The sequence below is a fragment of the Indolivaga macrotermitis genome, from assembly GCF_900128985.1.
GTDB lineage: Bacteria > Bacteroidota > Bacteroidia > Bacteroidales > Dysgonomonadaceae > Dysgonomonas_A > Dysgonomonas_A macrotermitis.
On sequence record NZ_FQUC01000001.1, the window covers coordinates 74,256 to 96,958 of the forward strand.

15 protein-coding genes are annotated in these 22,703 nt (G+C 42.5%); 6 read left to right on the forward strand and 9 right to left on the reverse strand.

Annotated features, from left to right (window positions below):
- Positions 1 to 137 precede the first annotated feature (137 nt).
- From uxuA to BUC12_RS00360, 3 genes are all read left to right on the forward strand, one after another.
- Positions 138 to 1,328, forward strand: a complete 1,191-nt coding sequence (gene uxuA, locus BUC12_RS00350; protein ID WP_062175200.1) for a mannonate dehydratase — start codon at positions 138 to 140, stop codon at positions 1,326 to 1,328.
- The gene (locus tag BUC12_RS00355; RefSeq protein WP_062175201.1) at positions 1,325 to 2,140 is read left to right on the forward strand and encodes an SDR family oxidoreductase; all 816 of its coding nucleotides are present in this window, start codon (positions 1,325 to 1,327) and stop codon (positions 2,138 to 2,140) included. The genes uxuA and BUC12_RS00355 overlap by 4 nt, the downstream gene beginning before the upstream one ends.
- Before the next feature lie 205 nt (positions 2,141 to 2,345).
- The gene (locus BUC12_RS00360; protein ID WP_062175202.1) at positions 2,346 to 3,062 is read left to right on the forward strand and encodes a DUF169 domain-containing protein; all 717 of its coding nucleotides are present in this window, start codon (positions 2,346 to 2,348) and stop codon (positions 3,060 to 3,062) included.
- Positions 3,063 to 3,156: 94 nt separating this feature from the next.
- Here BUC12_RS00360 and BUC12_RS00365 read toward each other — a convergent pair whose 3' ends face one another.
- Positions 3,157 to 5,979, reverse strand: a complete 2,823-nt coding sequence (locus BUC12_RS00365) for an FAD-binding and (Fe-S)-binding domain-containing protein (protein ID WP_062175203.1) — start codon at positions 5,977 to 5,979, stop codon at positions 3,157 to 3,159.
- Between the two features lie 174 nt (positions 5,980 to 6,153).
- A complete protein-coding gene (locus tag BUC12_RS00370) occupies positions 6,154 to 7,056 on the reverse strand; it encodes an NAD(P)-dependent oxidoreductase (RefSeq protein ID WP_062175204.1) in 903 nt (300 codons plus the stop codon).
- Positions 7,057 to 7,246: 190 nt separating this feature from the next.
- Between BUC12_RS00370 and BUC12_RS00375 the strand changes: the two genes are divergently transcribed.
- The 3 genes from BUC12_RS00375 to BUC12_RS00385 are packed head-to-tail and all read left to right on the forward strand — an operon-like array spanning position 7,247 to position 10,042.
- Complete coding sequence (locus tag BUC12_RS00375; protein WP_062175205.1) at positions 7,247 to 7,789, forward strand: flavodoxin family protein; 543 nt, start codon at positions 7,247 to 7,249, stop codon at positions 7,787 to 7,789.
- A complete protein-coding gene (locus BUC12_RS00380) occupies positions 7,789 to 8,934 on the forward strand; it encodes an MBL fold metallo-hydrolase (protein WP_062175206.1) in 1,146 nt (381 codons plus the stop codon). The genes BUC12_RS00375 and BUC12_RS00380 overlap by 1 nt, the downstream gene beginning before the upstream one ends.
- Before the next feature lie 49 nt (positions 8,935 to 8,983).
- On the forward strand, positions 8,984 to 10,042 hold the full coding sequence (locus BUC12_RS00385) for an NAD(P)-dependent alcohol dehydrogenase (RefSeq protein ID WP_073357271.1): 1,059 nt from the start codon (positions 8,984 to 8,986) through the stop codon (positions 10,040 to 10,042).
- A gap of 69 nt (positions 10,043 to 10,111) precedes the next feature.
- Here the strand turns inward: BUC12_RS00385 and BUC12_RS00390 are convergent, their stop codons facing one another.
- The 7 genes from BUC12_RS00390 to BUC12_RS00420 all read right to left on the reverse strand — a co-directional run bounded on the left by BUC12_RS00390 (position 10,112) and on the right by BUC12_RS00420 (position 22,589).
- A complete protein-coding gene (locus tag BUC12_RS00390) occupies positions 10,112 to 12,211 on the reverse strand; it encodes an alpha-glucuronidase family glycosyl hydrolase (RefSeq protein ID WP_062175207.1) in 2,100 nt (699 codons plus the stop codon).
- Between the two features lie 278 nt (positions 12,212 to 12,489).
- A complete protein-coding gene (locus BUC12_RS00395; protein ID WP_062175208.1) occupies positions 12,490 to 13,455 on the reverse strand; it encodes a glycoside hydrolase family 43 protein in 966 nt (321 codons plus the stop codon).
- A 57-nt stretch (positions 13,456 to 13,512) separates the two neighbouring features.
- On the reverse strand, positions 13,513 to 14,628 hold the full coding sequence (locus BUC12_RS00400) for an endo-1,4-beta-xylanase (RefSeq protein ID WP_201780477.1): 1,116 nt from the start codon (positions 14,626 to 14,628) through the stop codon (positions 13,513 to 13,515).
- Positions 14,629 to 14,999: 371 nt separating this feature from the next.
- The gene (locus tag BUC12_RS00405) at positions 15,000 to 16,481 is read right to left on the reverse strand and encodes an MFS transporter (RefSeq protein WP_062175210.1); all 1,482 of its coding nucleotides are present in this window, start codon (positions 16,479 to 16,481) and stop codon (positions 15,000 to 15,002) included.
- 24 nt (positions 16,482 to 16,505) lie between these two features.
- On the reverse strand, positions 16,506 to 18,422 hold the full coding sequence (locus tag BUC12_RS00410; RefSeq protein WP_062175211.1) for a sialate O-acetylesterase: 1,917 nt from the start codon (positions 18,420 to 18,422) through the stop codon (positions 16,506 to 16,508).
- A gap of 10 nt (positions 18,423 to 18,432) precedes the next feature.
- Entirely contained in the window at positions 18,433 to 20,934 is a 2,502-nt protein-coding gene (locus tag BUC12_RS00415; RefSeq protein ID WP_062175212.1) for a glycosyl hydrolase 115 family protein, read from the reverse strand.
- Between the two features lie 26 nt (positions 20,935 to 20,960).
- On the reverse strand, positions 20,961 to 22,589 hold the full coding sequence (locus BUC12_RS00420) for a GH35 family beta-galactosidase (protein WP_062175817.1): 1,629 nt from the start codon (positions 22,587 to 22,589) through the stop codon (positions 20,961 to 20,963).
- Positions 22,590 to 22,703: the final 114 nt, after the last annotated feature.

A 22,703-nucleotide genomic window follows, 5' to 3' on the forward strand; every position in this document is an offset into this window, starting at 1 on the left:
CTCTTTATTGAAGTTTTCGGCTCTTTAACATAAAATAAAGGTTCTACAGCATCCGATAATAGACATATATTCCTATTTTTGCTATTAGCAAATATGAACAATTATAAAGTAAATCTAATATAAAATCATAAGTCAATATGGAAAAAACCTGGCGATGGTTTGGCAAGAAAGACCAGATAACACTTGCTATGCTAAGGCAAATTGGAGTAGAAGGTATAGTCACAGCCTTGCACGATGTCCCGAATGGCGAGGTATGGACTCTCGAAGCAATAAACGACCTGAAATGGTATATCGAAGAATCGGGGCTTTATTGGTCGGTAGTAGAAAGCTTACCTGTCTGCGAAGCTATTAAGTGCGGAGGTCCGGAACGGGATAAGCTAATAGAAAATTATAAAACAAGTCTTGCTAACCTGGGACAAGCAGGTATCAGAACAGTCTGTTACAACTTTATGCCTGTAATAGATTGGGTGCGCACCGATCTGTCTTATCCATCACCCGATGGCACAACCTCTTTGTATTTTGATAAGATCAAGTTTGCGTATTTCGATATCCACATTCTGAAACGTAAAGATGCAGATAAAACATATTCGGAAGAAGAATTGGAAAAGGTAGCCAGTTTGGCTGCTATGATTTCAGAAACAGAAAAAGATGCTTTAATTGATACTATAATAGTTAAGACCCAAGGGTTTATTAACGGAAATATAAAAGAAGGGGACTTAAATCCTGTAGAAAAATTTAAACAATTACTAGCTTTATACGATGGAGTTGATAGAAATCAATTACGTCAAAATATGAAGTATTTCTTAGAACAGGTGATCCCTGTATGTGAGAAATACAATGTAAATATTTGTGTACATCCTGACGATCCTCCCTTCTCTTTGTTGGGGTTACCTCGCATTGTTACCAATGATGAAGATATCGAATGGATTTTGAAGGCTGTAGATAATCCTCGTAACGGGTTGACATTCTGTGCAGGATCATTGAGCGCCGGTTTACACAATGATGTTCCGGCTTTGGCTGAGAAATATGCATCCAGAACTCACTTTATACATCTAAGAAGTACTAGTGTATTATCGAACGGAAACTTTATAGAAGCACCACATCTTAAAGGGCGTGGACATCTGATCGATTTGATACGCACATTCGAGAAGGCTAATCCTTCATTACCAATGCGCGTAGATCATGGGCGTTTGATGCTGGGTGATGAAAATAAAGGATATAACCCCGGTTACTCATTTTTAGGGCGTATGTATGCTTTGGCTCAATTAGATGGAGTTATTGCAACAGTAGATGATGAATTGATGATAAACGCAGATCTGAAGGAATGAAAGAACAGTTTGATATAGAAGGTCAGGTGGCGATAGTCACAGGTGGCTATGGAGTCTTAGGGTCGAGCATAGCCAGACACTTGGCAAGGCAAGGGGCTAAAGTAGCAATACTTGGACGGTCAGCCGAAAAAGGAGAAAAACTGGTTGCTGAGATTCGGGAGGAAGGAGGAGATGCTACCTTCTTCAAAGCAGATGTAATGAGTATTGCCAGTCTCGAACAAAGCAAAAAAGATATATTAGCTTGGTATCGTACTATAGACATATTGGTGAATGTGGCGGGCGGTAATGTTCCCGGAGCAACGTTAGCTCCCGATCAGCCTTTCTTTGACATGAAGCTCGAAGACTGGGATAAAGTGATCGACTTAAACATGAACGGAACAGTGTATCCTTGCCAGATATTCGGCAGTGTGATGGCTGAGAAAAAATCGGGCAGTATTATTAATATCTCATCCATGGCGGCATTGTCGGCTATTACCCGTGTACCCGGATATTCGGCAGCTAAATCGGCTATAACCAACTTTACCCAATGGCTGGCTTGCGAGATGGCACTTAAATATGGAGATGGAGTACGTGTCAATGCTATTGCTCCCGGTTTCTTTATCGGAGACCAGAACCGTGCAGTCCTGATCAATCCTGACGGTTCTTTGACTGAAAGAAGTGGTAAAATATTGGCAAAAACCCCAATGAAACGCTTTGGTGATATAACCGAGTTAAATGGTATTATCCAGTTTTTGTGTTCTTCATCGGCTAGCTTTATTACAGGTACAGTTATACCTGTCGATGGAGGTTTTATAGCATTCAGCGGAGTATAATATTCTTTAATATGATAATGGAAGGAGATAAGATGTTGATTCTTATCTCCTTTTTTGGTTATTAAGCTCCGGTTTTTCTACTAAGCTCTGGTTTTATAAAAAAGAAGAGTATTTGGCTAAATTGGAAAGTAAATGAAAAAATAATCTTTCTATATTTGTGAGAAGTCAACTATGCTTGTAATTAAAACAATAAACATTTTGCACTATGAAAGTAAATCATTTTGTAAATAAATACAAGGAGGCATTTGGTGATGCAGTAGAATTACCGATTGTTTTTTGGTATTCCGATAGGGTCGAAGGTTTGACGGAGAAGATCAACGGTTGTTTTTTTAAAGGGATGAAAGAGGTAAGATCCGGAAATACAATCAGTCTGAATGCGGAAAATATCAGTTGTGGCGGTGGAAAATTTTATACAGGTTTTACTCCGATGCCCGAACATGTTCCAAACTTCGTTTCTCTGAAAGAAAAATATAAAGAAACTCCTCAGATGGTGCTGGATTTTATAGACGAACTTCAGGTTCCTTTAGCTGCTTCGACATGGTTACATTTTGCCCGTATAGATAAGGTAGAGGATTTTGAAAGGCTGGAAGGTATTATTTTCTTTGCGACACCGGATATTTTGTCAGGGTTGCTTACATGGACATGGTTCGATACCAACGAAAAAGATGCTGTAACTACAGAGTTCGGTTCGGGTTGTTCTGCCATTGTTACTCAAGCCACTCTCGAAAACAGAAAAGGAGGAAAACGCACTTTTCTGGGACTATTCGATCCTTCGGTGCGCCCTTGGTTCGAGCCCGACTTGTTAAGTTTTGTAATTCCTCTCTCCCGTTTCAGGGAAATGTATAGCACAATGGAACAATGCTGTCTTTTTGATACGCATGCATGGAGAAAAATAAGGGAGCGGATCAATCTCGAAATGTAATTTATTTTCAACACTGTTTGTCTTTTCCTATAGAAAAATAGAAAGAGGAGATAAGACTTCTGAAATCTTACCCCCTCTTCCGGGTTCTAAATTTTTATCGTGTGACTTCATCGATCAGATAAAAGATCGATTTAAAATTGATATCGCTGTATTCGCTCATTCCTATTTCGCAAGTACGGCTGGTAGAATATCCGTCTTTGCAGTTACTCGGAATTTGTTCTGCCAGATGCCTTTGCCCGTGTTCGTTTAATTCGGGGTAAGTGAACCCTCTGTCTCCTGCGAATCCACAACAATTACTTTGTACGAAGGTTACTTCTTTCGAACACATTTTTGCCAGTTTCAGCAGGTTTTGTTCCATACCTATTTTCTTAACGGAACAAACAGGGAAAACGGTTACCACATCACGAGGTGATTTCACTTCGAGCTTAGGCATTACATATTCGAGCATGAATTCGATAGGATCGTATATTTTCAGGTCTTTATTTGTATATGCCTCATGGAATGTATAGAAACAAGGGCTCATATCGAATAGGATAGGGTATTTGCCATTTTCGGATGCTTTATACAAAGCATCTTCCAATTCTTTAGATTTGCGCGCACCTTCTTCTTTTAACCCTTTACTGCTGAAAGCCATACCACAGCACAGATCATTTAACGCTTCTGGATATACAATTGTGAATCCGGCACGAACTAACAATTCTTCGGTTTTACGGGTAAGTTCCACTTCGTCTTTCTTATATCCTTTCGATTTACCCATGGTACGGTTGATACATGAAGGGAAATAGACGACTTTATCAACCTGACCCGCATTAGCCACAGAGTGTTTGATCTTACGCGCACCTTTTGGCATATCTTTGTTCCATTTCGGAATATTGTTACCCGATATCTTGCGCATACCTCCGGCTATTCCTCCCATCAGGGAATCACCTAATACTGTATGCCAGAAATTGACAAAGTTTAATCCCATGCGTCCGGCCGATGTAACGCGTGCCATATGGCTACCTATATATGCAGCATTCTTCTTGGCACTGTCACTGGCGTTGCCGTGTCTCAGGTCTTTTACAAACTTGCCTGTATCTATCTTCACAGGACAAAGCAGTCCGCATAAGCCGTCAGTAGCACAGGTTTCGTCTGTAAAGTACTGAGAGTCTTTTAGCATCTGGGTCAGACGGGCATTGTCTTCTCCGGTTGTTTTTAACCGCGAAATTTCCCGTGCGATTACAATACGCTGACGTGGAGATAAGGTCAGTCCTTCCGAAACGCAATTCGGCTCACAGAATCCGCACTCCATACATTTGTCGACAATCTCGTTGACAGCCGGAAGCGGTTTCAGATTCTCGAGGTGGATTTTCGGATTTTCATTGATTATCACTCCCGGATTAATCAATTTATGAGGATCGAATATATTTTTTATGCGTAACATGATTTTGTAGGCGGCTTCTCCCCATTCCTGTTCAACAAAAGGCGCTACATTTCGTCCTGTTCCGTGTTCGGCTTTGAGCGAACCGTTGTATTTGTTTACGACGATGTCGGCAAGCGAATCCATAAGGTCAGAATAGCGTTGTACTTCTCTAGCAGTCGAAAAGTCCTGAGAGAAAGTCAGGTGCAGGTTACCATCCAAAGCATGACCGAAAAGAACCGCATCTTTATATTCGAGCCGTTTAAACAACTCTTTCAGATCGATACAGGCAGCAGCCAAACTTTCAACAGGGAATGCCACATCTTCGATCAGACAGGTTGTTCCGGTGCGGCGCAGTCCTCCTACTGACGAAAGCAGTCCTTTACGGGCTTTCCAGTTAAAATTGTATTCTTTCGGATCGGAAGTGAAAGAGTAGGGTTGGATAGTTGGATAGCTTTCGACTCCTTTGCGGATCGCAGCCTCTTTCTGATCCATCTCTTCCTGTGTATTTGCCTGTATTTCTACAAGAAGTACACAGGCCGTTTCAGGCATTGTCCGGAAATAGTCCGGAGCATCGGGATCGTCTTCTACCGAACGGATTGAATCCCTGTCCAATAGTTCTACAGCCGATACCGGACTTTGCTTTAATGCAGGAACGGCTTCGCAGGCCTTTTCAATGGTCTCAAAAATCATCAGGGCGCAAGCCTTGAATTTTTCATCTATAACCGTATGGTATGTCAGGTTCGAGATGAAGGCAAGTGTACCTTCGGCACCTATCATCAAGTGCTTGATTATTTCGAACGGATCATCATAATCAACCAGCGCATTGATGCTGTATCCGGTTGTATTCTTGATTTTGAATTTACGTTTAATACGTTCAAGTAATACACTGTCGGCTTTAATGTCATCCCTGAGCTGTTCTATCTCTTTTATCAATTCGGGATGTTTTTCCTTGAATTCTTTTTTGCTCTGTTCGTCTGCCGTATCCAATATTGTTCCATCATACAGAACTATACGTATATCGGCAATAGTTTTGTATGAGTTTTGTGATGTACCGCAACACATACCACTGGCATTATTCGAGGCTATCCCCCCGATCATGGCCGCATTGATAGATGCAGGATCGGGTCCTATTTTTCGCCCGAAAGGTTGCAGGAAGATATTAGCACGCGCTCCGGTAATACCGGGTTGCAGCTTGATCTTCATTCCGTCATCCAATATCCAGTAGTTTTTCCATTGGTGGGTGGCAACCATAAGTACCGAGTCGGTTACAGCTTGCCCTGAAAGGCTTGTTCCGGCTGCACGGTATGTTACCGGAATATTGAGTTTACCGGTTTGGCGAATTACTTCTACCGCTTCTTTCTCTGAATGAACCTGTACTACCAGTTTGGGTATAAGACGGTAAAAACTGGCATCGGTACCGTATGCTAATAACTGTAATGGGTTTGTGATAAGACGTTTGGGGTCGATTGTTTTAGCCAACTCGTCTCTTAGTTGTTGATAGTTTGCGGGTAACATAATTATATGGAGTTTTAGTTGATATCCTGAAAAAACACCCTTATACAATACGTTTTTGCAAGTTAGAAAACATATTTTATAAAAAAGAAAGAAACAGGAATATATCTTTAGATGTTTAAAAACATTCTGATCTGAAAATTACCCTTTTCAGATCAGATATTGAGAGAATAACCTTTAGCTTTCTAAGAAGCTCAGCATATTCTGATACACTTTGTTAGTTAATCTGATCTTAGCTTCGTGTGTAAAGCCGGACGATTTGTGTGTAAGCAGGATACGGTTATATTTTTCGAACTCGTCTTTGAGGTTGCTATATCCTGAGGCATCGAAGATTGCGTAGTTGTTGCTTCCTTTTTCTATCCATTTAAGAAGAGCTTCCTTTTCGAAAGGTTGTCCCAAAGATGTGTTGATGAAAATTCCGTCTTTCTTCATTAAACTGAAATGTTCGTCCGTAAGCGTGATAGCATTACGCGGTACATGCACTGTTACAATATCGGCTTCAGAAAGAAGATTGCTTAGCGGTAGGTAAGTAACATTCTCATTCTCTACTTCCGGTTTCCGGGTGCGGCTGTTATAGATAACTCTCATACCGAAGCAAAGTGCTGTATGGGTTATCATTTTGCCAAGAACACCCATACCTATTATTCCGATGGTTTTTCCGGTGAGCTCGGTTGGCTCTTCTTTCCACTGATGTTCACCCATCCCTTTCATCAGGCAGATCAACTGCGCAAAAATAAATTCAACAGTGCCTTCGTCTCCATAGTCACGAACGCCTTTTACTACGATTCCGTTTTTCCGGGCTTCGGCTATATCTACATTGGCAGATTGTTCGTCGTACAGGCTGCAACACATCCCGATATATTTGACTGAAGGGCATGACCGTATAACTGCCGCATCAATTGGAGTTCGCCAACTAACGAGGACACAGTCGGCATCGGATATACGCCTGATTATCTCTTCGTTATTTTCAGGACAATCCGTATACTCTATATAATCCGTTTTTGCCAGTTGTTTAATTTCTGCTACCGTCTCTCCTGTAAGTCCGCATGGATCTATCGCTACAATCTTGTTGAATTTCATATTTAGGATAATGTTGTTACATAACAAAGATAAAATATATAAATGGTAGAACCAATCTTATCCGAAAACAGTTATAATGACAGAACTCACTTTTATATGAATATCTTGAGCCGGACAGCAAAGAGATTTGAGCTCGACAGAAAACTTTACCGTATGTATTAAACATATCTTTGTATCAAAATTTGGATAAATGAGTAAAAGTGTATTAGTACTATCGGCTAGTCCGAGAAAAGGTGGAAACTCCGATTTATTATGCGACCGGTTTATGCAGGGGGCAAGTGAAAGTGGTCACTTAGTAGAAAAGGTGTTTATAAAAAATAAAAAGATAAATTATTGTACAGGTTGCGGCACGTGTTTTAGTGGGAATAAACCATGTCCACAAAAAGACGATATGGCTGATATTCTGGATAAGATGGTTTCGGCTGATGTAATAGTTATGTCTACACCGGTATATTTTTATGCGATGAACGGACAAATGAAAACATTGATAGACCGGACTTGTGCCCGTTATCAGGAAATCAATGATAAAGAATTCTATTTTATAGTAGCTGCTGCAGATACAAGTAAGAAAGCTATGCAAAGAACCATAGAGGAATTTCGCGGATTTACCGATTGTCTAACTGAGCCTCGGGAGAAAGGTATTATTTATGGCACAGGAGCTTGGAATATAGGCGATATCAAGGATATGCCGGTAATGCAGGAAGCATATCTAATGGGAAAAACAATTGAATAATGAGAAAGCTCAAGAAAAGATACCTTGTCATGTGGATAATATTTGCGGTTATACTACTGTTAGCTATTGTTACAGTCATATTTATAAATCAACCAAGTTTTGGGCGTACACCTAAAGGAGAACGGCTGGAAAGAGTTCAAAATTCACCCAACTACAGAGATGGAAAGTTTCAGAACCTGAGCGAAACCCCTCAGATAACATCTGATAAAGGATTTGTAAGAAGTATGCTCGACTTCTTGTTCCGTGATACCAAATCATTACGCCCTGCTGTGGATATGCCTGTTATAAAAACAGACTTATCAAAGTTGGATAAAAATGAAGATCTTCTGATCTGGTTCGGTCATTCGTCTTACCTGCTTCAGATAGATGGAAAACGTTTCCTTGTTGATCCTGTTTTTGACATGGCGTCGCCTGTGTCTTTTGCTAATCCTCCGTTTAAAGGAACTGATGTGTATAAAGCGAAGGATATGCCCGATAATATAGACTATCTGGTTATATCGCATGACCACTGGGATCATCTGGACTATAAAACGATAAAGGAATTGAAACCCCGTATCGGGAAAGTTATCTGTGGACTTGGCGTCGGCGAACATTTCGAGTACTGGGGATTTGCTAAAGACCAAATTATAGAACTGGATTGGAATGAGAGTTCTCCTCTCGCTGAAGGTTTTTCTGTTTATTGCCTGCCTGCCCGGCATTTCTCCGGACGGGGTTTGTCTCCAAACCAATCGTTGTGGGTATCTTTCCTTTTGCAAACTCCCAGCCAGAAAATATATATCGGCGGGGATAGTGGATACGATACTCATTTCGCATCTATCGGAGAGCAGTTCCCCGATATAGATTGGGCAATATTGGAAAACGGACAGTATGATAATGACTGGAAGTATATCCATCTACTGCCCGACGATTTGGTAAAAGCGGCAAAAGACTTGAAACCTAAAAAGCTATTGACTGTTCATAATTCTAAATATGCATTGGCTAAACATGCATGGTATGAACCTTTAGAAAAGATAGCAGAAGCTGCAGACCGGGATTCATTAAATCTGGCCACACCAATGATAGGGGAAATTATCAATCTGAAAGACAATACTCAGGTATTTAAAAAGTGGTGGAAAGATGTAAAGTCTGAAGAATCCCAAAAATAGAAATAGTTTACTGAAAAAGAACTTTATAAACATTCTAAATTAATTAAGTATGGAAACAAAGAATACAAAGGCATTTGGTACAGTTGCAGCCGATGCGCCATTGAATGAAATGAACATTCAACGCAGAGTTCCTACGCCTACGGATGTAGAGATCGATATCCTATATTGTGGAGTTTGTCACTCCGATTTACATACCGCACGTAATGATTGGGGTGGAAGTATCTATCCGGTAGTTCCCGGTCACGAAATAGTGGGTAAGATAACCCGGGTAGGTAGTAATGTAACTAAGTTTAAGGTCGGAGATCTGGCAGCTGTTGGATGTATGGTCGATTCGTGCCGTGAATGTGAAAGTTGTGAACATGATTTGGAACAATATTGCTCTCATGGAATGACCGGTACATACAATGCTCCTGATAAGCATCTTGGCGGACAAACTTACGGTGGATATTCCGAAAGGGTAGTTGTAGATGAACACTTTGTCCTGAAAGTACCTACTAACCTGAATCTGGCTGCGGTAGCTCCGTTATTGTGTGCAGGAATCACCACATGGTCTCCACTTAGACATTGGAACGCAGGAAAAGGCAGCAAAGTGGCTGTTGTTGGTTTGGGCGGTCTTGGACATATGGCTATCAAATTGGCAAAAGGGCTGGGTGCAGAGGTTAGTTTGTTCTCAAGAACTCCCGGAAAGACTCAGGATGCACTCGATCTGGGAGCAGATCATGTAGTAATCTCAACAGACCCAAAGCAAATGGAAGCAGTGAAAGGAACTTTTGATTTGATTATCGATACAGTTCCTTATGTACATGATGTTAATCCTTATGTCGCTACCCTGAATATAAACGGAACTCATGTTCTGGTTGGATATTTAGGTGACCTGAACCCGATGCTGAATACTGTGCCTATGATTATGGGACGTAAGTCTGTGGCAGGCTCTGTAATCGGAGGAATTGCAGAGACTCAGGAGTTGCTTGATTTCTGTGGAAAGCATAACATTGTATCCGAAATTGAAATGATTAATATGCAGGATATTAATACGGCTTACGAAAGAATGCTTAAAAGTGATGTCCGTTACCGGTTTGTTATTGATATGGCTTCATTGAAGAAATAAGGTCTCAATAAATAAGAAAAGAAATCCACAGAAGGGAATTATAAGCCTTCTGTGGATTTTCTGTATCTATTATTTCTTTGCCTTATTATTGTGTCCCATATTCAGCTTAATCTTTTTCAGGTCATCCAGATCATGTACCGGACGTTCGAGATCGTAAGGAATAGGTTGTTTCGAAAATGTCTGGAAATACAGCAGGCAGGCGTCTCTCCACCATACGGCATCCCGTGCCTGAATACGCAATTTTGATTGTACCCGATGGAATCGGTCTGTATCGACAAAGTGTTCAGATCTATCCCATATTTTTTGGAACTCACGGACTTGTAATACTCCTTTATCGTAATGGCGGCATAATTCGTCCCACATGATATTTCCACTCTTCATTTGATGATTCCATGCGGTATGATGAAACCACAGAAGGTATTCTTCGGGACATGTATCAATGTTATTATATAGATCAGCTAACGGTTGATTATATTGACTCACCCCATTACTCCCTGATGTAGTGCGGTCGAAGCCCAGACCGGTACTATCCGCACGATGGTAGTAAGTAGGCATCCAGTCGGGACGTGCTCCGGGAACATCACACCACGGTTCGGGCCCATAGTGATGGTCGAAAGCAAAGATATGGTTCAACCCCAAAGGCATCATATAATTGACAACCGCTTCACGCGAGTCGAGCATCATTTTAGTAATCGGAGATAAGAATTCCGGATCGTTTGTGAATGTCATTTTCAGCCATTCGTCCGCTATTACTTCCGAAGTTAATTGATGATTCCAGGCCAAGCGGCCAAAAGCATACCAATTGGCTTGGGCGAAGTCGTGTCCACACCAGTTGGTATCTTCCCCTATGTTAGCTACTCCTGCAATAGCGCTGATCTTGTTGCCGTATAACGAACCGTCTGTAACTTTCGCAACGGTAGAACCTTCGCCTTGCGCATAGGTATCGCTATCTAAACATTCCTTAAACATAGGAGCCAGATATGCCAAGTGATTGGAGAAACCCAGATACTCTTGCGTGATCTGGAACTCGGGCATGATAGGTGTTTGTTTCATCGCTCCGAACAGAGGGCTGAAAGGTTCGCGCGGCTGAAAGTCGATCGGTCCATTCTTGATTTGTATGATAACATTCGATCTGAACTTCCCGTCGAAAGGGGTAAACTCAAGGTAGGCTTGTTTGGCGCGTTCCTCGTTTCCGGGGTTGTAGACGAAAGCACGCCACATCACTATTCCGTTGTAAGGTTGCAGAGCATCGGCCAGCATATTGGCTCCGTCGGCATGGGTGCGTCCAAAATCCTGAGGACCCGGCAATCCTTCCGAATTAGCCTTTACAAGGAAACCACCGAAATCGGGAATAAGTGCGTATATTTCTTTCGCTTTGTCCTTCCACCAACGTTGAACCCCTTCGTCCAAAGGATCAGATGTAGGCAGTCCGCTGATAGCGGTAGGCGACGAAAAGTTAACCGACAAATAGACCTTCAATCCGTATGGACGGAATACATCCGCTAAAGCCTTTACCTTTATAAGATATTCATGAGTAAGAATCAGCGGGTCTGCATTCACATTATTCAGAACCGTACCGTTAATACCTATCGAAGCATTGGCACGGGCGTACTCTTTATAGCGTGGCGAAAGGGTATTAGGTAAATCCTCCCACTTCCATAACGAATAGCCGGCATAACCCCGTTCAACCGATCCATCCAGATTGTCCCAGTGGTTCAGTACACGAACCTTATAAGCCGGAACTTCTCTGACCGATACCGGAGAACCGAGTCCGTTAGTTACCGCCAGCCTCAATAAATGGTATGAGCCGTACAATGCCCCTTTATCGTCTCCTCCGGCAATGGCGATGGCTTCTTTGCCGTTCCACTGTACAGTCCGTATCAGATAACTTTCGGGTGACAAAGTAGACAGTTCTGACTTCGAAAAAACCTTTCGTATATTCTTATCGGTGGTAGTTCCGATCAGAATTGTTCGGCTGCCTAATTGATAAGCCGGATTGTTCAATTCTGATATAGCCAGACCGATAGTCGGGGACTTTTCTCCGGATATAATCGAAGTGGAGTTTGTCTGTCCGTATGGTAAAGGCTGTAACCATAAGCGGCTACCGTCTTCACCATACGCAACAGTAAACAAAGCTAGTAAACAAATAAGTATTGTGAATTTCTTCATAAGTAAAAGAAAGTATTTATATGTTTTGTTTTACTACGCGCAATCACAGATTGCTTGTGTACCTTTTAGCCAAAGCCCCAAAAGGAACCAAAAGGTCTTTGCGGCTCACCTGCGGTGCGATCCGTTATCTGTTTGCGGTCGGAATTAAATAAGTCGGCCTATCGGCCTATTTGAATTTAATTCTTAACGCCCACTTCACAGAACGGAACCTCGCACCTCCAGTTAATGCCGCTTGGCTAACGCCTGATTACCTGAATCGACATAACTAAGTTTTAACATTATGAGTCTAATCCTTCTATCATTTTAATAGTACCGTCCGCATTATACTCCAGTTCAACGACCTTCATGCTGCGCAGCCATGTTTTGCCTTCCGAAGGAACACAATCGTGATGGAACAAATACCACTTTCCTTTATATTCGACAATACTGTGGTGGGTAGTCCAGCCCACAACAGGAGTGAGTATCACCCCCTGATAAGTGAAAGGTCCGTATGGATTATCACCGATAGCATAACAAATGTAGTGAGTATCGCCTGTTGAATACGAAAAATAGTACTTGCCGTTATACTTGTGCATCCATGACGCTTCGAAGAAGCGATGCGGATTGCCGTGTGTCAGCGGATTACCCTTATCATCAACAATAAGCAGGTCGCGGGGTTCTTCGGCAAATTCGAGCATATCATCCCGTAGTCTGGCTACTTTGGGCGAAAGGGCAGGTTCATTCGCATCAGGTAAAATAGCAGATTCCAAAGCCTTGTTGTTCCGGTAACGTTGAAGCTGTCCGCCCCATATTCCACCGAAATAGATATAATATTCGCCCTTGTCTTCGAATACACAGGGGTCTATGCTGTAACTGCCTTTTATGGGGTGGGGTTCGGCTGTGAAGGGGCCATAAGGTTTGTCGCTTACAGCTACCCCAAGCCGGAATATATCGTTCTGGTCTTTCATCGAGAAGTACAGGTAATACTTCCCATCTTTACAAGCCACATCGCAGTCCCACAACTGACGACCCGACCACGGAACGCTTTTCACATCCAGAACTAATCCATGATCGGTAATAGCTCCGTTTACATCGTCCATTGAGAATACATGATAATCTTCCATATTGAAGTGGTCTCCATTGTCGTTTTCGGCAACACCGCTTTCCCAGTCGTGCGAAGGGTATATGTATAACTTACCTTCGAAAACATGAGCCGAAGGGTCTGCCATATAGGCATCGGGGAATAAGTATCTTGATTTTTTCATTTTGTTATTGTTTTTAATTCTAAGACTTAGTGCCTTTACGTTTATAAAACTGTATTCTTACTTCTTTTCGTCTTTAGCCAATTCTATGATTTTTGCTACAACAGGTTTGGGTTCATGATTGCGGTCGAACAACAACGGATAATCGGTACGACCTTTTACAGGCCAGTCGTTACGCCACGAATCGCCATCGCTGACACCCCAAAGGGTTACCCGGCTGATCTTATCCTGATGTTTCAGGAACAGTTTGAAGAAATCGAGATACCTCGCTTCCAACTTTTGAGCCATGTCTTCTGGTAAACCGTTCGCATAAGGATTCAACGACTGTTGATATTCGACGTTCATCGAAACTTCTGCTCCACCTTCTTTAGTAGGGAAGGGAAGTACGGTTATGTCGAACTCGGTAATCATCACTTTCACATTGAGTGCGGCAAATGCCAGAAGGCTTTTCTCGAAAGCGTCTATAGTAGGGAAGTCCATCATAGAATGCCCCTGCATACCTATGGCATCTATTTTGATTCCTTTTGCCTGCAAGTCTTTAACCATCTTCACCACTCCCTGACATTTAGCTTCGTGCGACATCGAATAATCGTTGTAATACAACTCGGCATCAGGATCGGCCTCATGGGCAAACTGGAAAGCGAGACTTATATATTCTTCACCTATGATGGTGTAGAATTTACTCTCTCGCCATGTACCGTCATCGTTAAAAGCTTCGTTAACAACATCCCATCCTTTAACACGTCCTTTGTAACGGCTTACCAGAGTCGATATATGATTTTTCATACGCTCTATCAAAACCTCTTTTGATACGTCTTTGCCTTTATCGTCTACAAAGAACCAGTCGGGAGCTTGCGAATGCCAGATCAGTGTATGTCCTATAATGAACATATTGTTCTCTTCGCCGAACTTCACAAACTGGTCGGACTTGGTAAAGTCGAATTGTCCCTCTTTAGGTTGTATCACTTCGCTTTTCATGCAGTTTTCGGCAACGATGGAGTTGAACTGCTGTTTGATTACTCTCACTCCGGCGGTATCCTTGCCCGAATCGTGATTGGTATTAGTGGCTACACCTATCAGAAACTTGTCTTTGAAAGCTTCTTTCAATGTAGGCTCATCGGGTGTTTCCGTTTGTTTAGCAGTGGTACAGCTGATAGCCAGAACCGCCACAGCCATGAGTGCCGTCTTAAAGATTACGGAATAGTTCTTTGTCATAACTAGAGTATATTTAGATTTTACATTTCGGGTTATATAAGGTTACAAAAACTATACATACTTATACAAATATCGTTACCTTTTTGTCACCTTTTTGTTTACTTTGTCACTTTTGTATCTGATTCGTTTTCAGTATTTAATGTCCTAAAAAGTGACAAAGGTGACAAAAGTGACACGGTTTTATTCATTTTTTTATTTATCTGTTTTCTTAATGTATATATTATATCGACTATACAAGATAATCCTTTGTGTCTCCGTGTCTTTGCGTTACAAAATATTCATCATTCCTTATTTTGTCATCCATTTACTTTATAGATAAAATAGCTGCATACTTAATTACTCTCCTGCCGTCTCTTTTCCAGATCGGTCTGTATCGATTCGTTCAGAGTTTTGGAAATCGGATAGAAGAACAAAGCGATTACACCGATAAAGAAAGTTATAGCCGGTATGATGCTTGATGTCAGTTTGATACCAAAAAGAGAATCGGCGTTTTGTACGACATTCGGAACAAATCCGAAAGAGTCGATAATTCCTCCGCAAATAGCCCCTCCGATACCGAGTCCGGCTTTCAGAGCGAAAACGATTCCCGCAAAAACGAATCCAGTCGCACGTCTGTGGTACGTCCATTCCGAATGATCTGCCACATCGCCCATCATTGCCCAAAGTAGCGGAATAGTAGGAGCATAGGCAAGGCTTTTCAGGATATTCAACCCGAATATCAGCCCGACACTTTTCGCAGGAACGACAAAGAATAAGGCGGTAAATAAGGCTGTAAGCGCCAGACAGATAATAAACACATTGCGCTTGCCGAATATATTGGATAAGGTTTGCGACAGCAGAATAACACCTATCAGGGTAATGAACTGTCCTACCATATTAAACAAACTGAATCCTACGGCAAATACATCATCATTAGAATGAGCGATCAACCCGAAAGCATTTAATATGCTATATCCTACACCCTGACTTGTGCCGTCTGATGTTACCAGCCCAATTCCTTTCAAGAAGCCATATAAAGCATCTTTATCCACATAATAGTTGAAATAATATGACATGCCGCTGCCCCACATAGCAAGCGTAGTGAAAAGGAATAATGTAAGGATGAACATCGCTTTCCACGGGCGGCTGTTCAGGATATCCTTAAAATCCTGTTTTACGGATGTCTTTTGGTCTTTAGGTGGGCTGATACGTTCTTTAGCCGAAAAGAAGGTAATGAACATCAGTATAGCCGCTACCACTGCAAAAATAGTAATGGTGATAAACCAACCTTTTGACGGATCACCGTTCCCGAACTTATTTACTAATGGAAGCGTTAACCCCTGTACGACAAATGTAGCGATGGTAGCCGTAACAAAACGGATAGACGAAATGCTGGTACGCTCGCGTATATCGCCTGTCATTACACCACCTAAAGATGAATAAGGTGTGTTGTTGAACGAGTATATCGACATCAGCAGGGTATAGGTGATACCTGCATAAATGATTTTTCCGCGTTCGCTAATATCGGGAGTCGTAAATGCCAGTACGAAGAATACAGCGAAAGGAATAGCTGTCCACAACAGCCACGGGCGGTATTTACCCCATTTTGTATTGGTCCGGTCGGAAAGAATCCCTACCATCGGGTCGACAAATGCGTCGAATACCCTTGCCACGAGCAGGATCATCCCTGCGGCGGTGGCTTTTATCCCGAATACATCCGTATAGAAGAATAGCTGGAACATCATCATCATCTGGAAAACCAGATTGGCTGATCCGTCCCCGAGGCTGTATCCAACCTTCTCCCGGAATGAAACTTTGTCTGTTGAAGTGCTCATAATCTTAGTTTTTATCTTTTTATCTTACTTAATTTCGAATGGTATAGCCGGTAATCCTTGCGAGTTGAATAGATTAGCCGACAGGGCATTGTCGCTCCATGCGTACCGCACTGATGCAGGTGAGGCTACATTATCAGCCCATACTTCTACTGTATCGGGACTTATTATTCTGGCTTGTGCCCAAACGTATTTTCCGTCTGCTCCGCAAATGGCAAATCCCCGTAATTTATCTTCCGCTTTCAGCGAGTCACCAAAGGTGTTGAAAGTGAGTATGGCTTTACTTCCATTTATGGAGATACTTTTAATAGCCGGCCCCGAATAGCATACCTGTGTATCACCATAAGCTATATTCTGTGCGGCTAGAGATAGCCTGTGTCCTACGGTTTTCTTATTTAGCGGATGTATGTCGTTCCATTCTCCCACGTCAGTAACCACTGCCATTGCGGTACCGGGTAGCTTCAATGCAGCTGTTTGTACATTACGGAGTTCCGCCCATCCGCTTTCGGCAGGCGAATAAGTCGCTTTCAGAAAACTGGGCAATTGTACATACAGGAAGGGTAATTGTGGGTCGTTTAGCTTATTACGCCAATCTGAGATCAGTGCAGGGAATAACTTTTCGTATTCTTTATTGCGTCCTACATTCGATTCGCCCTGATACCAGATAACTCCTTTTACCGCATAGTTTCGCATAGGTGCTATCATTCCGTTATACAATCCGATAGGCTTATACTGAAAAAAGGTAGTTGAACCCAAAGCCGGCATTTCGGCTCCTATTTTGTATTTCCATTCTCCGGCCAGAGGTATTCGCTGCCTGCCGATAGTCAGGCTATAAGGCTTGTCTTCTACCAGTCCGCCTTTTCCTGAATAGCTTATCAGACGGATAGTAACATTATTCGATCCTTTCCGCAGTATTTCTTTAGGCACATTATAGATTCGTGGAGGGTACATGTACGAAGTAGTACCCACAAATGTTCCGTTGACAAATACCGAGTCGCAATCGACGATACATCCTAAACGAAGTACAGCGTCTTCGAGATTGGTATTATCGGTAATCTCGAAATGTTTGCGAAACCAGATAGACCCGTTCAAGGGAGCCACACCCTTGTCTTCCCAAAATCCGGGAAGGGTGATCGTTCCCCATGCCGAATCGTCGGTATTTTCTTTGTTCCAGAGCGCAGTTCCTGCATCATTTGCATTGAGAGTCGTTACCCAATTATTCCTCGCCTCGTTTTCCGATTGGGTAGTCTTGTTCCGGTATTCGTCGTTGGCGCATTTCTCAGCTTCATTAATAAAGTAGGGAAATTGGGCTAACCCCTCTTTACTGACCCATGCTTCGGCAGGTGAACCACCTACCGCAGAGTTGATAAGCCCTACAGGTACTCCGTATTTGGCATACAGGTCTTTGGCAAAAAAATAAGCGACGGCTGAGAAATCCAGAATAGATTCTTTCTGTGCTTTTGTCCAGCTTCCGTATTTATAATCGGTTTGTGGTTGTTCGAAGTTATACGTCATCGGTACTTTGAACTGGCGGATATTAGGATTATCGTCCTTCTCTATTTCTTCCCGATACTTCTCCATTACACGCCTTACGGGTAACTCCATGTTCGATTGACCCGAACATAACCACACATCACCTATCAGAATATCATTCAATTGTATATGATTGATAGTCATGCTGTACGGCCCTCCCGCTTGTTGAGAAGGGAGAGTAACGCTCCATTGCCCCTCCGCATTGGCTTTTGTTTTATATGTTTTCCCCTTGAAGCTGACCTTCACCGCTTCTGACGGATCAGCCCAACCCCATATATTAAGAGGTTTTTCCCGTTGAAGTACCATTCCGTCACTTACCAACTTGGGTAGCTTTACTTCTGCCTGAGAACTTACTCCGGCGAAAAGCAATAGGGTAACTAAGAAAATTCGGTTTATATATTTTGCATTCATAATGAGTGTATTACATTATTCTTGGACTTTCGGGAGCACCCAGAAACGAAGGTTTCAGACCTCCCATATCGAGGATTAGTTTTTGCAGGACGATACCCGGATCTAATGCCCTGAAACGGATTGTATGCTTGCCCGGCTTATCTATTACATGCTTTGTTTTACTTTCGTTGATGCTGGCTGCCAAACGGGCTTCGTGCTCTCTTTCGGTATATATTCCGTTGAAGTTTACGATTTGTTCGTCTTGTCCGTCTATCGAAATAGCATAACGCAAACCCTTATTGGCATTGAAGTTGAGGGTAGGAGAGAGTAGTACCGATAAGGTTACTTCTCCCGCAGTCTCGACCTCTATTTCATATTCCAGAACCATATTATCGGTAGGAGTTACGGTTACAGGCATAGTTGTTACCGCAGATAAGGTTTTCCCCATGTGTGGAATCACTTGCCACGCCACCCCATTTCCATTAATAGCACGTGTGTAATTTTCGGCTTCGATGGCAATATAACCATCTGTTTCTTTGAATATGGGTCTGTTTTCTTGATCGGTTTCTTTCACTCTGAATACCTGTGGCATAATATTCCTATCGGGTTGCTGCCACGATGTATAGCCTATATGTGTCTGATCCATCATATGATTCCATTTTCCTCCCGATATTTCTTTGTTGTAATGATAGGTCAATAAAGAATCCCTTTCGAATAATGCTTCTGCCTTGTTTGCCCATTGATTAGCTTCTATGTCATTCTTTTCGAACAGATCGTGATTCATTGCAACCGCATAATACATTTCGTACAGATTGGCACAGGCCTGTATCGGAAACAGCACAAGCTGATCGTATGCATTCCTGTATTCCACAGGAAGCATATAGTTTATTTTGAAAGCTTCGGCCAGTAAGTTGTTATACTCATCCGTAACATTGCGGAACTCGTTGTAATTATGCAGACTGTATATCTTTTCATTCAGAAGTTCGGGTGTAACCCTACGGTTGTATTTAGTATACAGATTTATCAGGCGGGCAATGTCTTTTGCATATTGGTTACCGAACTGCACAGCACACCATTGTTCGATATGATCTAACAGGTTATCAGCATTGAAACGGTTTGGGTTCCAAGCCATATCCAGAAAGAAGCTGATAGGGTATTCCATCGGTTTCAGATCACCTACGTTAACAATCCACAGGCGGTCTACTCCGTATTCGTATGTGAGGTTCATCTGCTCCCATATCCGCTGTACGGGCGATACATTCAGCCATTTATAATTGCGTGGGCCGCCTACATAATCGAAATGATAATACATTCCGTATCCTCCCGCTCTTTTCGGTGAATTGAGGTCGGGCAGTTTACGTACATTGCCCCAGTTATCGTCGCAAAGCAGCAGGGTAACGTCGTCGGGTACACGCATTCCGTGATCGTAATAGTCCTGTACCTCTTTGTACAAAGCCCAGAGCTGAGGTGTTTGATCTGCTTTCTTTCCTATGGTTTTAGCGATAATATTCCGTTGATTTTTCACAATCTGCTCAAGCAAGGCGATATTATATTTTTCGCTCATAGGTTCATCTCCATCTCCACGCATACCTATCGTGACAATATCTTCGGTATGTTTCATCCGTTCGATACCTTTTTGCCAGAATGAATCGAGCGTATTCTTGTTGGTTTGGTAATTCCATGCACCTTGTCCGTATCTTTTCCATTCTTTGTGAGCCCGTGCCATTGGTTCGTGGTGCGATGTGCCCATAACAATACCCATCTCGTTCGCTAAAACCGAGTTTTGAGGATCGTCATCATAAAATGCAGCGTCCCACATGGCAGGCCACATATAATTGCCTTTCAACCGGAGAAGCAATTCGAATACTTTTTCGTAAAACCGGTGGTTGTATCCCCCGAAATTTTCGTTCACCCATCCTGTAAGGGCAGGAGCTTCATCATTCAGGAATATTCCCCGGTATCTTACGGCAGGTTCTCCCGCTGTATATGTTCCGGATTGTATGTAGACTTCGTTATTCTTCTTGACAGGTACATCCGCCCAGTAATACCACGGCGAAACGCCTATCTGTGCCGATAGTTCATATATTCCGTATATAGTTCCGCGCTTATCGCTTCCAGCTATAACAAGGGCTGTTTCAATCCCATCCTGAGGAGATTCTATGGTTGTTATGATATACTTCTCGTATTTGCCGGAAAGGCTTTCACCATCGATCTTTTTCTCGCTAATAAGTCTATCTATCAATGGTGAATTGCCTGCCGTTCCAATGATTATAGAAGAAGTTGATTGTCCCAAAACAGGCTTTTTACCTGTAACCATTTGTATATCGTTCCGTAGATCGTTAACCGCACGGAGAATACCTTTATCCTCCGAATCTGTCAATATTGATGCTATTTCTGACCCAGCAGCCAACGGAAAGCCATTCGCTGTTTTACTGAATGTAACGAAGTTTCCCCTGTCTGAGGCATAACTATATACGCCGCTAAGTAGGATCAGCAGCAACAAACATTTTCGTATGATTCCGGATGTAGGCATCGTGTTATATTTTATAAGTTAAGATCTTAATATTCGTACAGTTTTACATATTGTATCTGCCATTGTCCGGCAGGAATACGGAGGTGGCGTCCCTGATGGTTCTCGTCACCATTCAAGCGGCGGATAGGCTTCATTTTACCATCGGTAAATACAACCTCGTCTATCAGTCCGATACCTGCGGTAACACCCTCTTTTTTACTTTCGAATGTGAGTACAACACCTGTTCCGGCAACCAGATATTCGCGGGGTGACAGCTCGATAATCAGCGCACCACTTTCAGTCCATGTACTACCGTCTTTAGCGGCGGCGTCCCATCCCAGAGTATAATCGTGGCGGAATGTGAATGTGTATCCATTCCGTTCGATAATCCGTTCTTTGTTTTCGCCATCGAACCATATGCCATTGGTTTTGCCCGATCCTTGTTTTTCTTTTAATAAGGGCAATATCTGATGTAAAATACCGTAACTTTTCATCAACGGATAATTTTTGATGTCAGGAGTATTTTCAATCGAAAACGGACTGAATCCCATTGCATCGTGTTCACCAAAAGCATAGAAAACCCGTGCGGCATTGCCTGTTTCGAGTTTTATTTCGGGTATAAACAGGAGATTTCCGTCGATATGGTATTGCTGGCACCATCCGGTGAATCCGGGATCATAAATATCGGGAGCCAGAAAGTCGATAGACGGGGCAGCTGCTCTCCATATATCCAATAGATGGGCTAAAGGGCCTGCACTGGGATATTCTCCGGCTTTACGTCCCCGGCTGTTTAGTGCAGCATTGAGATACATGGGTACAGGGTATCTCTCTTTTCCGGCTTTGGCTACCTGTTCCACAAAAACAGCATAATGCCATGCCATGAATATCTCGTCGGTTTCGAGTCCTTCGCCGAATATTTCGTTCCAGTTACCTTTGGTTTTATATCCTTTGGACTGCCAGCGATCAGCGAGTTGAGGACGCAATGTGTTTTTATGCGCCTGCATATAATTAATCAGTTGTTGCGGAACAGCCGAGTTGAAAGCTTTATTTGCTTCTTTGCTATGGTCGCGGGCATCTTCGAGCATCCCTATCTCGTTTTCGACCTGTACCATTATGACTGTTTGCTGTTGCTGGTCTATGGTGCGGATATGTCCCATAAGGTTCGAAAAGGCATCCATATCGGCTTTGGTATTATTTTCTGAAAAAGCGGAAAGTATTTCGAGTTTACGTCCCTTTTTTGTTTCGGCACGAGGGTACTTTTTGCTATCCTCTTTTATCCAGAGTGGACTGTAGCATGACATACTGTTCTTCCATACTCCGAACCACAGGAAAACAATTTTAAGGTTATGTTGTCGGGCTAAGTCTATTATCCCGTCTACTAATGTATAATCGAATTTACCCTTTTCGGATTCGGTCAGTTCCCAATATACCGGAACAAGCATGGTGTTCAACTGCATCTGTTCAAACTTCGCACACACGTCTTTCATATCTTCTAATGACGAAGCGATAGAGTTACCTAGCTCACCTCCCAGAATCAGAAAAGGCTGATTTTGTACGGTCAACTGGGTAGCTATACCCTTTTTTATAAGACGGGGTGCATCTTGTACAGATTGCTGAGCATATATGCCCGCTGATATGAGAATACTGAATAGTAGCAGATAGAGTTTATTCTTCATGGTCATCATCCGATCGTTAAGCTAAATGAAAGGGAGAGAATGCTTGTTAAAGGTGTACAAGCACCCTCAACCTTTCTGAAGCTAGTGTAACTATTCCTTTTGGTGGGCAGAGCG

What these genes read in the sequence shown, in the direction of transcription:
- BUC12_RS00405 (WP_062175210.1), bottom strand. Translation starts at nt 16,481, where the DNA reads ATGAGCACTTCAACAGACAAAGTTTCATTCCGGGAGAAGGTTGGATAC.
- uxuA (WP_062175200.1), top strand. Translation starts at nt 138, where the DNA reads ATGGAAAAAACCTGGCGATGGTTTGGCAAGAAAGACCAGATAACACTT.
- BUC12_RS00400 (WP_201780477.1), bottom strand. Translation starts at nt 14,628, where the DNA reads ATGGCTGTGGCGGTTCTGGCTATCAGCTGTACCACTGCTAAACAAACG.
- BUC12_RS00375 (WP_062175205.1), top strand. Translation starts at nt 7,247, where the DNA reads ATGAGTAAAAGTGTATTAGTACTATCGGCTAGTCCGAGAAAAGGTGGA.
- BUC12_RS00420 (WP_062175817.1), bottom strand. Translation starts at nt 22,589, where the DNA reads ATGAAGAATAAACTCTATCTGCTACTATTCAGTATTCTCATATCAGCG.
- BUC12_RS00385 (WP_073357271.1), top strand. Translation starts at nt 8,984, where the DNA reads ATGGAAACAAAGAATACAAAGGCATTTGGTACAGTTGCAGCCGATGCG.
- BUC12_RS00390 (WP_062175207.1), bottom strand. Translation starts at nt 12,211, where the DNA reads ATGAAGAAATTCACAATACTTATTTGTTTACTAGCTTTGTTTACTGTT.
- BUC12_RS00360 (WP_062175202.1), top strand. Translation starts at nt 2,346, where the DNA reads ATGAAAGTAAATCATTTTGTAAATAAATACAAGGAGGCATTTGGTGAT.
- BUC12_RS00370 (WP_062175204.1), bottom strand. Translation starts at nt 7,056, where the DNA reads ATGAAATTCAACAAGATTGTAGCGATAGATCCATGCGGACTTACAGGA.
- BUC12_RS00410 (WP_062175211.1), bottom strand. Translation starts at nt 18,422, where the DNA reads ATGAATGCAAAATATATAAACCGAATTTTCTTAGTTACCCTATTGCTT.
- BUC12_RS00355 (WP_062175201.1), top strand. Translation starts at nt 1,325, where the DNA reads ATGAAAGAACAGTTTGATATAGAAGGTCAGGTGGCGATAGTCACAGGT.
- BUC12_RS00415 (WP_062175212.1), bottom strand. Translation starts at nt 20,934, where the DNA reads ATGCCTACATCCGGAATCATACGAAAATGTTTGTTGCTGCTGATCCTA.
- BUC12_RS00395 (WP_062175208.1), bottom strand. Translation starts at nt 13,455, where the DNA reads ATGAAAAAATCAAGATACTTATTCCCCGATGCCTATATGGCAGACCCT.
- BUC12_RS00380 (WP_062175206.1), top strand. Translation starts at nt 7,789, where the DNA reads ATGAGAAAGCTCAAGAAAAGATACCTTGTCATGTGGATAATATTTGCG.
- BUC12_RS00365 (WP_062175203.1), bottom strand. Translation starts at nt 5,979, where the DNA reads ATGTTACCCGCAAACTATCAACAACTAAGAGACGAGTTGGCTAAAACA.